The sequence below is a fragment of the Mesorhizobium sp. M0615 genome (assembly GCF_040320805.1).
In the GTDB taxonomy this organism is placed as follows: domain Bacteria; phylum Pseudomonadota; class Alphaproteobacteria; order Rhizobiales; family Rhizobiaceae; genus Mesorhizobium.
This window is the reverse complement of record NZ_JAMYQI010000001.1, coordinates 341,869-355,231: the sequence shown is the minus strand read 5'-3', so window position 1 is coordinate 355,231 and position 13,363 is coordinate 341,869. Positions and strand designations below refer to the sequence as shown.

General features: G+C 62.9%; 10 protein-coding genes. 1 reads left to right on the top strand and 9 read right to left on the bottom strand.

All coding sequences use genetic code 11. The features are described from left to right. Nucleotides 1-69: 69 nt before the first annotated feature. From NKI46_RS01785 to NKI46_RS01745, 9 genes are all read right to left on the bottom strand, one after another. Nucleotides 70-2,097 (bottom strand): 5'-nucleotidase C-terminal domain-containing protein, encoded by a 2,028-nt coding sequence (locus tag NKI46_RS01785; protein WP_352744471.1) that lies wholly within the window; start codon nucleotides 2,095-2,097, stop codon nucleotides 70-72. A 197-nt stretch (nucleotides 2,098-2,294) separates the two neighbouring features. Beyond that, nucleotides 2,295-2,672 (bottom strand): Omp10 family outer membrane lipoprotein, encoded by a 378-nt coding sequence (locus NKI46_RS01780; RefSeq protein ID WP_023686405.1) that lies wholly within the window; start codon nucleotides 2,670-2,672, stop codon nucleotides 2,295-2,297. Between the two features lie 188 nt (nucleotides 2,673-2,860). Beyond that, a complete protein-coding gene (locus NKI46_RS01775; RefSeq protein ID WP_352459796.1) occupies nucleotides 2,861-4,306 on the bottom strand; it encodes a homospermidine synthase in 1,446 nt (481 codons plus the stop codon). Between the two features lie 127 nt (nucleotides 4,307-4,433). Continuing rightward, on the bottom strand, nucleotides 4,434-5,672 hold the full coding sequence (locus NKI46_RS01770) for a hypothetical protein (RefSeq protein ID WP_023737646.1): 1,239 nt from the start codon (nucleotides 5,670-5,672) through the stop codon (nucleotides 4,434-4,436). A 2-nt stretch (nucleotides 5,673-5,674) separates the two neighbouring features. Next, complete coding sequence (locus NKI46_RS01765; RefSeq protein ID WP_352744468.1) at nucleotides 5,675-6,598, bottom strand: heme-dependent oxidative N-demethylase family protein; 924 nt, start codon at nucleotides 6,596-6,598, stop codon at nucleotides 5,675-5,677. A gap of 52 nt (nucleotides 6,599-6,650) precedes the next feature. Further along, entirely contained in the window at nucleotides 6,651-7,313 is a 663-nt protein-coding gene (locus NKI46_RS01760; RefSeq protein WP_031253204.1) for an aminotransferase class IV family protein, read from the bottom strand. Further along, complete coding sequence (locus NKI46_RS01755; RefSeq protein WP_352459797.1) at nucleotides 7,262-8,407, bottom strand: aminodeoxychorismate synthase component I; 1,146 nt, start codon at nucleotides 8,405-8,407, stop codon at nucleotides 7,262-7,264. The genes NKI46_RS01760 and NKI46_RS01755 overlap by 52 nt, the downstream gene beginning before the upstream one ends. A gap of 163 nt (nucleotides 8,408-8,570) precedes the next feature. Next, nucleotides 8,571-9,287, bottom strand: a complete 717-nt coding sequence (locus NKI46_RS01750; RefSeq protein WP_352459798.1) for a helix-hairpin-helix domain-containing protein — start codon at nucleotides 9,285-9,287, stop codon at nucleotides 8,571-8,573. 405 nt (nucleotides 9,288-9,692) lie between these two features. Beyond that, nucleotides 9,693-11,531 carry a M3 family oligoendopeptidase gene (locus NKI46_RS01745; RefSeq protein WP_352744463.1) on the bottom strand — a complete coding sequence of 613 codons (1,839 nt, stop codon included), beginning with the start codon at nucleotides 11,529-11,531 and terminating at the stop codon, nucleotides 9,693-9,695. Nucleotides 11,532-11,676: 145 nt separating this feature from the next. Here NKI46_RS01745 and NKI46_RS01740 point away from each other — a divergent pair, with 145 nt between their 5' ends. Next, nucleotides 11,677-13,215 carry a sigma-54-dependent transcriptional regulator gene (locus NKI46_RS01740; RefSeq protein WP_352744461.1) on the top strand — a complete coding sequence of 513 codons (1,539 nt, stop codon included), beginning with the start codon at nucleotides 11,677-11,679 and terminating at the stop codon, nucleotides 13,213-13,215. The last annotated feature ends 148 nt before the right edge of the window (nucleotides 13,216-13,363 follow it).

Genomic DNA, 13,363 nt, shown 5'->3' with positions numbered 1-13,363 from the left:
TTACCCTGAAAGCCAAAAACCCGTCCGGTTACCCGGACGGGTTTTGCTGGTCGCAAGTGCGAAGCGAGGTTACTTCGCCGGAACGGTCAAGGTCGCGCCGACAGGAAGCCGGCGTGGTTCGTAGCCTTTGTTGGCCTCGGAGATCACCTTCCACTTGGCGCCGTCGCCGTAGGCCTTCTTGGCGAGATCCCAATAGGTATCGCCGGCGACGATGACATGGCTGGCTTCGGCCGGGGCGGCGTCAGCCGGCTTTGCCGGAGCAGGTGCGGCTTCGGCCGGTTTTGCCGGTTCGGCCGGAGCCGGCGTTGCCGGGGCGGTTTCCGCCGGGACAGTCGGCGGCGTGGTGGTGATGTCGCCGGAGCCTGCCGGCAATGCGGGCATCGCCGGCTCCGCCGGTGCAGCCTCGGCCGGTTTTGCCGGTTCCTCTGGAGCAGGTGCCGGTTCGGCTGGTTTTGCCGGCTCGGCGGCCGGGGCAGCCGCTACGGTTGCCGCGACCTCGGTGATGCGGCCGTCGAGCTTCGGCGTATAGGGCCGGTGCGCCGCGAGATAGTCGGCAACCACCTGTTCGAGGCCGGGGCCGTAATCGTAGGCGTTCTTGGCCTTCTCGGCGAAGACCTTGTAGCCGTCGCCGCCCTGGCGGACGTAATTGTTGGTGGCGACCAGATAGTCCTTGTCCGGATTGATCGGCGCCCAGGCACCGTTCTGCATCACCTCGACCGACTTGACACGGCCGGCATTGGGCGCGACCGACTTGTCGAAGGAGTATTTGAGACCTGCCACCTGCGGGAAGCGGCCGCCGCCGTCCTCGACCTGGCTGACGCCGTTTTCCAGCCCGGCAACCAGATCCTTGCCGGAAATCTGGAAGGTCGCCAGCGTGTTCTGGAAAGGCAGCACGGTCAGCACCTCGCCCATGGTGACGGTGCCCTTGTCGATCGAAGCACGCAGGCCGCCGCCATTGGAGACGACGATCTCGACGCCCTGTCCCTTGACGCGGTCGAGAATGGCGTCGGAGACGAGATTGCCCATCGCGCATTCCTTGGTGCGGCAGCTTTCGCGGCTGCCGTCGATGGCCTCGGTGGTCTCGGCCACTTCCTTGTTCTTCAGCGCCTCGATCGGCGCGCCGAGCTCCTTGATGCGGGCAAGAACGGCCGGATCGGGGATGATCGACTTGTCGAGGAAGATCGGGTCGCCGCTGGCTTCCTTGACGTTGCCGTTGTCGTCGAACACGACCTTGAATTCGCCGAGATATTTCGAATAGGACGCGGCCTGCACGACAGGCACCTTGGAGCCGTCGGGGTTGTCGACCATCGTCGGATAGGGGCCTTCCCCCTTCGGGTCGGTGTTGGACAGAAGCGAATGGCTGTGGCCGCCGACCACCACATCTATGCCCGGGATCTTGGCGATGACATCGCGCTCGCGCCTGTAGCCGATATGGGTGACGGCAATTATCTTGTTGACGCCTTGCGCCTTCAGCTTCTCGACCTCGGCGGTGATCGACTTGACGTCGTCCTCGATGGTAATGTTGAGGCCGGGAGAGGCGAGTTCCGGTGTGTCGTTGGTCACGGCGCCGACAATGCCGATCTTCTGGCCGCCGACCTCAAGCACAATCGACGGCTTGATCTTGCCTGCGGCGCCGGACTTGTCGTTGGGCACGACATTGGCGCTGACGATCGGGAACTTCGCCTTGTCGAGATAAGGCACCAGCGCGCTCTCGCCATCGTCGAATTCGTGGTTGCCGAGCGTCACCGCGTCGGGCTTGATCTGATTGAGGAATTCCTCCTCCGCCGTGCCCTTGTAGGTGATGTAGAACAGCGATCCCTGAAAGCTGTCGCCGGCATTGAGCAGCAGCACGTTCTGGCCTTCGAGCTTCTTGCGCTCCTGTGCGATCGCGGTGACCAGCCGGCCGGCGCCGCCGATGCACTCACCCTTGGTCTCTTCCTCGGCCGAGCAGGTCGACTCGTATTTGTTGTTGCCTTCGATGCGGCTGTGCCAATCGTTGAAATGCAGGATGTTCAACGTGTAGTCGGCAAAGGATGGTGCGGCCGACAGGCCGAGTGTCGAGGCAGAGAGGGCGGCAATGGCGGCGAGCTTCTTCATCTTCGTCTCCCGGATATGATCAAAGGCGTTTAACGCTCTTGCCCGACTGCAGGATAACAGCCAGCATTTCGGGTATGTTCACATCGCGGTTGTGGCGATGCAAGAAGAATCAGGGCGGATAACCGGCATCGGTTTGCCGGCATAAAAAAGGCGGCGGCATCGCGGCGCCGCCATCCGCAAAGCCGCATGGGAAAGGTTCAGCCGCGCCTGGTCAGCACGAAGTTCTGCCCGGCGGAGCTGGTGCAATTCAGCTGGTTTATGGACACCAGCAGGCAGTTGAAAGCGATTGGCTGCTGCCGGATCAGCGAGGTTCCGTTGATCTCGACCGAGGTGGCGCCGGTCTTGGTGTAGCTGCCGTCAGCGAATTTCTCACCGGTCTCCGCCGAAACGGTGGTGAAGACGCCGCCGTTCAATGTCGAGACCGCCTTGCCTTCGGCGTTCAGCCATGAGCCTTCGACGCCTCGCGCCTGCGATGAGATCGGTGGCCCGTCGGAGCCGCCGGTGGTGCAGGCGGCAAGCATCGTCGCAAGAACGCCCGCCGCGCCCGCAGAAAGAATTTTGCGCACAATCGTCATATCAAATCCTCTCCTGACGCATCGGCCCAATCGTCAAACGACGTTTTGGGGAACACGATGTGCGTGGCCTCAAGTTTCCAGAGCCGTCCCTCGTGCGTCCAAATGGATGCACACTGCTCTCGTCCGCATCCCTTCAATCGCCCGATTTCCGGGCGATTGCAAGGCAGTGAGGCAGGGGTATGGAACCGCTATCGAACGAGGATGTTGCGGAATTGCCACGGGTCGCTTTTGTCGAGGTCCTCGGGAAACAGGCCCGGACGGTTATCGAGCGGCGTCCAGTCGGTGTAGTAGCCCTTGACTGGTCCGAGATACTGGGACTGCACTTCCAGGCAGCGCTTGTAGTCCATCTCGTCGGCCTCGACGATGCCGGCTTCGGGGTTTTCCAGCGCCCAGACCATGCCGGCGAGCACGGCCGAGGTGACCTGCATGCCGGTAGCGTTCTGGTAGGGCGCCAGCTTGCGGGCTTCGGCCAGCGACAGCTGCGAACCGTACCAGTAGGCGTTCTTGGCATGGCCGTAGAGCAGCACGCCAAGCTCGTCCACGCCGTCGACCAGCTCGTTTTCGTCAAGCACATGGTGGACCGGCTGCGGCTTGCCGGCAGCGCCGAACATTTCGTGGAGTGACAGCACGGCGTCGTTGCAGGGGTGATAGGCATAGTGGCAGGTCGGGCGGTATTGCACCTTGCCCTTCTTCGACCGCACGGTGAAGAAGTCGGCGATCGAGATCGCCTCATTGTGCGTCACCAGGAAACCGTATTGCGCGCCCGGCGTCGGGCACCAAGAGCGCACGCGGGTGTTGGCGCCGGGCTGTTCGAGATAGATCGCAGCCTTGGAGCCATGCTTGTGCTCCTTGCCGTTCTTCGGCATCCATCTCTCATGCGTGCCCCAGCCGAGCTCGGCCGGCTGCAGCCCTTCCGAGATGAAACCCTCGACCGACCAAGTGTTCCAAAACACGTTCATCGGCTTCGGCTTCTTGGTGCGCTGGGTGTCGCGCTCGGCGATGTGGATGCCCTTGACGCCGGCCTTCTTCATCAGCTTCGCCCAGCCGTCACGGTCGTCCTGCGCCGGTTCGGAAAACTCGAGGCCGAGGTCGCCGGCAAGGTTCAGCAGCGCCTGCTTGACGAACCACGAGACCATGCCCGGATTGGCGCCACAGGTCGAAACCGCGGTAGCGCCGCCGGGCTTGTCGTGCTTCTCCTTGATCAAGGCTTCGCGCAGCGCGTAGTTGGTGCGGCTGGCATTGTCGGCCTTGGCGTCGAAATAGAAGCCGAGCCACGGCTCGACGACGGTGTCGATGTAGAGCACGCCGAGCTTGCGGCAGAGCCGCATCAGGTCGACCGAGCCGGTATCGACCGACAGATTGATGCAAAAGCCCTGGCCGCCGCCATTGGTCAAAAGCGGCGTCAGCAGTTTCTTGTAGTTTTTCTCGGTCACGTGCTCCTGGACGAAGGCGATGCCGCGCTCGTCGAGCAGCTTGCGGTCGGTGTCGAGCGGGTCGATGACCGTCATGCGCGACTTGTCGAATTTGAAATGGCGCTTGATCAGAGGCAGCGTTCCCCGTCCGATCGAACCAAAGCCGATCATCACGACAGGGCCGGTGATTTCACCGTAAACGGGCCAGTTTTCATTCGCCATTTTATCGAGCACTCCTTCAAGCAACGCGCCAAAACGGCCGTTCGACCGCCGCGCGACAAACCATAGATCATTGTCACAATAAAGCGAAAAGCAGGGATAAGGTTAGTTCCCGGCCGCGCAGATACGCCTACGGTTCGAGCAGTTTCGCGAATTCCGGTGTGAACAGCGCTTGTGCTTCGGAGACCGGCATTTCAACGAGATCGCCGCCGCAAGCCTGGATGACGTTGGGCAAACCTTGCAGGCCGAAGACCAGAACCTGCCTGTCGCCATCGCGCTTCAGGCTGGCGCCGAGAAAGTCGCCGATCAAATCGTCGATGCCGCATTCGGCCTCGTAATCCACCTCGGTCTGGTCGCTGGGCTTCTTGCGCTTCTCTTTGACGAAGGTGGCCAGCGAGGGGCCTGGCTTGCCGTCGACCGTATCGGAAAACATGTCCTGAAGGGTAAGCAAGGCGCCACGGCGCACGTCCATGACATAGGCGTCGGAATAGTTGTTCGGATGCGCACCGCCGCAATAGAGGCTGCCGGATTCGGACCAACTCATCAGCTTCGGCGTCAATGACGTAACTTTGAACGTCGAGTCTTCATAGCCGCCAAGCGAATCGTCATCCATGCCCTCCATCGGTGGTCCATCGTGGAAGCCGGCGTATTGCAGCGCCGCGCACGTCAAGGCGCTGAGGCTGTCATGCCAATGGCGGTTCTGCAGCAAGGCATTGGCGGCTTCGATCGGCGCGCCGCCGGCGAGATCGACGATGCGCGGCCTGGCGAATTTGGTGCGTGGATCGGTGACATAGTTGTAGGCTGCATCCGGCCAACCTTCCTTGGCGTCTGCCTCGGGCGCGAAATCCAGCTTGAGATAGTCGTAGGGCGATGCCGCCATGGTGATCGGCGCATCGTCACCCGAGAATGTCATGTCGGTGAAATCATAGAGATCGCGTGGCGTCGTCGCCGGCGTCTCCGTCTGGGCACGGCTGGCGATCCTTGTCAGCTTCAGCGGCAGGGTCTTTTTGGCCGTCCAGGTGCCTTCCAGCGTCTTGCCATTGTCGGCGGAACTCAATCGCCAGACGGCGCCGATGGGTGGAGCCTGGCCGTCGCCGCACTTCTTGGCATCGCAGGCTTCTTCCTCGGCCAATTGAAAGGTGGCGCCCTTGCTCGACTTCGCCTGCAGAGGAATATCGACGCCCTTGGAGCGGTAGAAATAGCGGCCCGCCAGTGCCTCTCCAGCCGTCGCCGGATCACCGGTAAACTCGACGACGATGTCGATGTTGCCGAGCTTCCCCGCATAGGTCACCGGTTCCGCATGCGCTGTTGCCGGCAACGCCAGCAATGCACCGAGCAGGACGGCTAGCTTCAGAACATGTCGGATCATCGTCACTCCTGAGCCATGGTTTGCAGGCGTTGCACCAGCCGGTCACGGTCTGATGTCATCCCCTTATAGTCGAGTTGAGCCTCATCCAGCGCCTGCAATTGCGCCGCGAAAGAGGCGGCAAGCGTTGCCCGGTCGGGATGCCGCGCCAGCACTTTCAGCGGGTCGAGATGGATGCGGATGGTGAACAGGATGTCGCGCGACAGAGGCAGTTTGCGCAGCGTCTGGCGCTCGACGCGGATGAAGGCGTGGGCGTTGACGTCGCCGTCGGGAAATCGCGAGGGGCGGTTGGTGGCACGGTCGATGCGCTCGACATTGGAGAGCGGATGATAGAGCGCTTCGCCGGCCTGGATCGACCAGTTGAAGCGTTCGACGGCCTGACCCTGCAGGCCGTCGAACATGCGGTTGATGAGCTCGGCCGGCCTGGTGCCCGGACCGAAGCCCGGCACCGGTGCGTGGATCTGCTGCAGCGGCCGGCCGAATTTTTCGACCAGCGACCAGGATGACGGGAAACACAGCGAGCCGGCGGCGAGCCGCCAGCCGGTGTCGTCACGGCGCATCAGGATCAGGTCTTCCTGAACGAGCAGCGACGCTGCGACCAGCGGGGCATCGGGGAAGGTGGCGTCAGAGTCGGCTTTGGCGCCAATGACCTCAACCCCGGCATTGGTGCGCCGGTACATCCCGGGAAATGTCGACAGCAGATGTGCTTCGATGAGGCCGCCCACTTCGCGCTGGGCGTCGCGCGTGCCGTCTTCCTCGACAAACACCTTGTCGGGAATTTCGGCATACAGCCGGCGCTTTTCGGCGAGATGGTCGAAGAGATACCGGTCGACCTCGATCCACTTGTCGAGTTCGAGCGGCTTCAGCCCGATGGTGAAGAGCTTTGAGGAGCCATCATAGGGCGTGTGCGTGGGCTGACGAGAATTCATGCTTCGCTAGAAAGTGTCCAATGCCGGCGGTTATTCTCGCAGCCGCTTCGTATCAGGCCAATGTTGCCGGGATCAAGCCGCGCAGAGAATTGCCGACGAACAGTGTTTTGGCGGATTTCAACTCGTCATAGCTGTAGATCGCCTCCTGGGCGCGGCCTTCGTCCAGCAACTCGGCGCGCAATACGCCAGGCAGCAGGCCGCAGTCGAGCCTGGGTGTCATCAGCATGCCATCACCGAAATCGGCGAAGACGTTGGTGATGGTGCCTTCGCAGATTTCACTGCGCTCATTTGCGAGCAACACTTCGTCGGCCTGGGTGATCAGATATTCGGAGCGGGCGTGAGTGTAGACTTGCCGCCGGCCGGTCTTGTGGCGCAGCAGCGTGTCGGTGGAGGAGAGCCGGACCCGCGCCAGTCGCAGCCGCCAGACCTTGTCGGCGGCGAGTGGCTCGTAAGGCTGAACAGAAGCCGTCACCTCGCCATTGCGCTGCAGGACGAGCCGGGTGCGCAGCGCCGTCTGCTGCGCCCCGATAGTATTCGCCAGCACCTCGCCGATCCGCTGCGGATCGCAGGCAAAGCCGAGTTCTTCCGCCGAGCCGTAAAGGCGTGCGAGATGGCGTTCGAAGCGCAGAAAGCCCTGGCCGGGCTCCCAGCGCATCGTCTCGATCAGCTCGAAATCGGCGGTGTCCCCGTCGCGAAGCGCGCCTTCAGCAGACACTCCTGATACTCCCCTTGCGCCGTCGAATCGAAGACGACGCCGCCGCCGACATTGTAAACGGCCTCGCCACTGGAAAAGAGCGATATAGTGCGGATCGCCACCGAAAAGCGCATCATGCCGCCAGGCGCGATCCAGCCGATGGCGCCGCAATAGACGTCGCGCGGTGTGTCTTCCAGCTCGTGCAGGATTTCCATCGCGCGGATTTTCGGCGCGCCGGTGATCGAGCCGCAGGGAAACAGCGCGCCAAAGATTTGGCGGATGCCGAGATCAGGCAGAAGCTTCGCCCGCACACGGCTCACCATCTGGTGGACGGTCGGGTAGCTCTCGATGCGGAACAGTTCCGGGACTTCCAGCGTGCCGACCTCGCTGATCAGTGAGATGTCATTGCGCAGGAGATCGACGATCATCCGGTTCTCGGCCTGGTTCTTTTCGTCGCTGCGCAAGAAGGACTTCAACCGCGCGTCCTCGGCCTTGGTCGCGCCGCGCGGTGCGGTGCCCTTCATCGGATGGGTTTCGATCATGCCTAAGGCATTGATCTCGAAGAACAGCTCGGGCGAACGCGATAAGACGATGGGATCGCCGAGCGAAATCAGTGCGCCATACTTGACCGGCTGGCGTCCTGTCAGTGCGTCGAAGGCAGCAACCGGATCGCCCGACCATTGGGCACGGACCGGAAAGGTCAGGTTGCCTTGGTAGCAGTCGCCCTTGCGGATGTGGTCGTGAAGGCGCGCGAAGCGTTTGGCGTAGTCCTGAGCGGACCAACTGGCCCTGGCGTCGAAGATGGGGCCATTGGTGGCCGGCGCATCGTTGCGCGGCACGGCCTCTTCGGCCGGAGCATCGAAGACACCCAGACAAACCAATGGCGCGCGCCGGCCTTCAGGCAGCAGCGGCACGAGTTTCGGTTCGAGCAGATAGCCCGCTTCGTAGGAGAAATAGCCGGCCAGCCATTTGCCGGCATCGCTCGCCGCCTGCGCAGCCGCCAGCGCCGGCAGAAAATCCTTGGCATCATAGGCAATGATGATGTCGGCCGGGTGGTCGAAGACCAACTGACGGCCGCTTTCATCGTTGCGGAAAATGGCAGAGGGCAGGGGCATGGGGCTCGGGTACTGCGGTCGATGACGCCAGAACCGCTCTATATGGGGGCCGGGCGGCGTGCAATCGAGGGAGCGGCGTCGCAGGGCGCAAAGACAGTGGCGAATGCAAAAACAAAGACGGCGCCCGAGAGCGCCGCCTTCTGGTTATGTTGCCGATGACGGATCAGCTGTTGTTGGCGGTCCCGGCGCTCGGGAATTGGCGTGCGAACTCCTTTTCGTCGCCGGCGGCAAGCAGCTTGGCCTGCTCGACCCACTTTTCGCGAGCGATGCGGCCGTCGAAATTCAGCGTGTCCTCGATGCGCTTGACGTCGGCCGCGGTCCAGCCGGCGATCTGCGCGTAGGTCGTGACGCCAAGGCCCTTGAGCAGTTTGTCGTTGACCGGGCCGATACCGATCAGGCGGCGCAGATTATCGGCCTTCCCAGCTGCCGGGGCGGCCTTCTTCGGGACGGCGGCGGGCTTTGAAGCAGCGGCTTTGGGCGCGGCCTTGGCGGCGGCAGGTTTGCTGGCCGCTGGTTTTGCGGCCGCGGATTTGGCCGCAGCTGGTTTGGCCGCGGCGGGTTTGGCGGGGGCCGGTTTCGCGGCCGGGGCGGACTTGGCCGTTGCCGCTGTCGATACCAGCGCGGCCGGCGCCGAACTTGAAGGCTTGGCGGATGGAGCCGATGTTTCACGCAGCCGGCGTTCGAGATCGGCGCGGGTCTTGCCGCAGGCGTCGAGTTCGCCAGTCAGGCGATCGGCGTCGGCGCGCAGTCTGTCACGCTCGCTGCGGGTGCGGTCGAGATCGCCGCGCAGGCTGTCGAGTTCGCCGCGCAGCCGGCCCCAGATAAACCAGCCAACCAACACACCTACAAGGAACGCCAGGACAATGTAAAAGAAGGTCATCGTCTCTCTCCAGTCGGATCCGTCCGCCGCCGTCCCAAGTCATGACCTTGGCAGATCGGATCATCCAATGTGGTTCGGCGGCTCAGGGAACAGCCGGTCTGTCGTCGAGTGTCGGCGTTCGGCTTTCCGCCCATTGCCAACCGTCGCTGTCGCATTCGTCAGACCGCTGCCATGGGCCGGGATACTGTCCGGCCTTAAGCCGCGCGCCCGGCTGAGCTTCAGTCGGAAAGCTATCATACGGCTTCGGGAAAGCTAACGGAATTTTCGCCGGAGAGTTATTCAAGAACAGATATTTAGAACAAGAACAGAGCTGCCGTCACATGCATTCCGGCTAAACTGATTCTGCAAAGTCGAGGCCGCTGCTGAACCTGCCACTCTGCGCCATCGGTCCAATGGGTGCGCGCATTAACTGTCGAGCGCTTCCAACTCGTCGATCAGGCCGCCGATCACGCCAAGCCCGATCTGCCAGAAGGCGGGGTCGGTGGCGTCGAGGCCGAAGGGGGCGAGAAGTTCGGAGTGATGCTTTGTGCCACCAGCGCGCAGCATCTCGAAATACTTATCCTGGAAGCCGTGCTCGGCGTTCTGGTAGACCGCGTAGAGCGAGTTCACCAGGCAGTCGCCAAAGGCATAGGCGTAGACGTAGAAGGGGGAGTGGACGAAGTGCGGGATGTAGGTCCAGAAGACCTCATAGCCCTCGCGCAGCTTGATCGCCGGCCCCAGGCTTTCTGCCTGCACCTCGAGCCAGAACTGGCCGAGCTTGTCGGAGGTTAGTTCGCCGTTCTTGCGCTCTGCATGCACCTTGCGCTCGAACTCGTAGAAGGCGATCTGGCGCACGACCGTGTTGATCATGTCCTCGACCTTCTGGGCGAGCATCGCCTTGCGCTCGCGCTTGTCGGTGGTCTGGTCGAGCAGCGAACGGAAGGTCAGCATCTCGCCGAATACCGAGGCCGTCTCGGCCAACGTCAGCGGCGTCGAAGCCATCAGGGCGCCCTGGCGGCCGGCCAGCACCTGATGCACGCCGTGGCCGAGTTCATGCGCCAGCGTCATCACATCGCGCGGCTTGCCCATGTAGTTGAGCAGCACGTAAGGGTGCGCCGAAGGCACGGTCGGATGGGCGAAGGCGCCGGGCGACTTGCCGGGCCTGACCGGCGCGTCGATCCAGTTGCGGTCGAAGAAGACGCGGGCGATCTCCGCCATATCGGGGGAGAAGCGCTGATAGGCCGACAGCACGGTGTTCCTGGCGTCGTCCCAAGGGATCACGGCCTGCGGCGTCTCGGGCAAGGGGGCGTTGCGGTCCCAGTGGTTCATCACCTCCATGCCGAGCCAGCGCGCCTTCATCGCGTAGTAGCGATGCGACAGGCGCGGATAGGCTTCGCGCACGGCCGACGCCAGCGCATCGACCACGCTGCGCTCGACACGGTTGGCGAGATGGCGTGAATCGGCGATGTCCTCGAAGCCGCGCCAGCGGTCGGAAATCTCCTTGTCCTTGGCCAGCGTGTTGGTGATCAGCGTGAAGGTGCGCAGGCTCTTGCGGAAGGTTGTGGCCAGCGCTTCGGAGGCGCGGCGGCGGACCTCGCCATCGGCGTCCTGCAGGCGGTTCAGCGCCGGCTCCAGCGTCAGTTCCTCGCCGTCTATGTCGAAGCGCAGATCGGTCATCGTCTCGTCGAACAGCCGGTTCCAGGCACCGCGTCCGGTGATCGATTTCTCATGGAACAGCTGCTCGACCCGGTCCTCGAGCTGGTAGGGTTTGTCCATTCTGAGGTCGAGCACCCAGGGGCGGTAATGGGCAAAGCCGGCGTCGGCGGCGAGGGCTGCTTCGAGCGCCTTGTCGTCGATCAGGTTCAGCTCCAGCGCGAAGAACAGAAGATGCGCGCTGGCGTCGGTCATCTTTTCCTGGATGTCGCCATAGAGCTTTGCGCGCTGCGGATCGGCGGTGTTGCCGGCATAGATCAGGCCGGCATAGGAGACGATGCGGCCGATCAGTTCCTCCAGCGCCTCATAGGCTGTCAGCGCCTCGCCAAGCCTGCCGGCGCTTCCGCGCCCGGCCTCCGCAGCCAGTGTGCCCTTCCAGCGGTTCTCGAAGGCGACGGCATCGGCCGCCGCCTTGGCAAGGTCGCGCTTCAGTTCGGGCGCCTCCATGCCGGAATAAAGATCGGCGAGATTCCATTCCGGCAGGTCGCCGAGTTCCGCCGCGCCCTGACCGGACGCTACCGCCGCAAGCTGCCGACCGAGAATCCTGCTCATCAACAATTACCTTCTGGAATCAAGGGGAAAGGACAAGCCGGTCAAATCCTAAGGAATTCGTTCACCGGGTTTTTTGAAACCTTGTTTAGAACCCTGTGCCAAGATGATCCATGGGAATTTCCCAGGCGGGCAACTCAAATCAGTCATGACAGGTTCCATTCTTATAGTCGATGACGATCCCGTGCAGCGCCGGCTGCTCGAGGCGGCGGTGACGAAATTCGGCCACAGCGCCATCGTTGCCGATGGCGGCGAGGCCGGTCTGAGCGCGCTTGACGGACCCAATGCGAGGGATATTTCGGCAGTCATCCTCGACCTTGTCATGCCGGGCCTCGACGGCATCGGCGTGCTGAAGGCGATGCGCGAGCGCGGCATCACTGTTCCCGTCATTGTGCAGACTGCGCAGGGCGGCATCGAAACGGTGGTCTCGGCGATGCGCCACGGCGCCTTCGATTTTGTCGTCAAGCCGGCGTCTCCCGACCGGCTGCAGACCGCGATCGGCAACGCGCTCAAGGTCGAGGCGGTCGAGGACGAGGTCAAGCGCACGTCGCGGCGTCGGGGCGGCCATCTGACCTTCAAGGACATGATCACGCATAGCCCGGCGATGGACCGGGTGATCCGCCTCGGCCAGAAGGCTGCGGCCTCCAACATCCCGATCCTGATCGAGGGCGAATCGGGCGTCGGCAAGGAATTGGTGGCGCGCGCCATCCAGGGCAGCGGCGAACGCCGCACAAAACCGTTCGTCACCGTCAATTGCGGCGCCATCCCCGACAATCTGGTCGAATCGATCCTGTTCGGTCACGAAAAAGGTTCGTTCACCGGCGCCACCGAAAAGCACACCGGCAAGTTCGTCGAGGCGCATTCGGGCACCCTGTTCCTGGATGAGATCGGCGACCTGCCGCTCGACGTGCAGGTCAAGCTGTTGCGCGCCGTGCAGGATGGCGAGGTCGATCCGGTCGGCGGCCGTTCCACCGTCAGGGTCGACATCAGGCTGATCTCGGCCACGCACCGCAACCTTCTGCAGGAGGTCAAGGATGGCAAGTTTCGCGAGGACCTGTTCTACCGGCTCAACGTTTACCCGATCGTCGTGCCGCCGCTGCGCGACCGCCGCGACGACATCCCCTATCTGGTCAAGCATTTCATGGACAAGGTGGCGCCGGCGGGCAATCGCCTGCACGGCATCTCGGATGCCGCACTGGCCATGCTGCAGGCCTATGATTGGCCGGGAAACATCAGGCAGCTGGAAAACGCCGTGTTCAGGGCCTCGGTGCTTGCCGAAGGCGATGTGCTCACGACTGACGAATTTCCGCAGATCCGGGCGCAGGTCGACGGCACCGTCAATCTCGACGCCAATGCGTCCTTGTCGGACCCCGGCATGGCCTTGAGCACCGGATCGCAAGGCGATGGCGCGCAGACTGATGACGCCGGTACTGCAGCTGCCGAGCTCGCCCCTCCGGCCAGGTTGCTTCAGCGTTTCGGCACATTGAGGGCGCTGGACGAGCGTGGCAATGTGCGTGCGCTGGCCGATGTCGAACTCGAAATGATCAAGCTCGCCATCGACCATTACAACGGCCAGATGAGCGAGGTCGCACGGCGTCTCGGCATCGGCCGCTCGACGCTCTACCGCAAGCTCAAGGAATACGGCATCGACCCGGAAACCGGCCGCCTCGACCGCCTTGCCTCCTGAACGCCGATTCCACAGCTTGCCAACGCAAGGCCGGGACCAGCTTGCCATGCCACATCCGGCGCTGCATAAGCGGTTGGGGCGGGAATATGGCTGATGCGGACAGCGTTGTTCACGCATTAAGGCCAGCGGTAACAGATCGTGTAGCGGG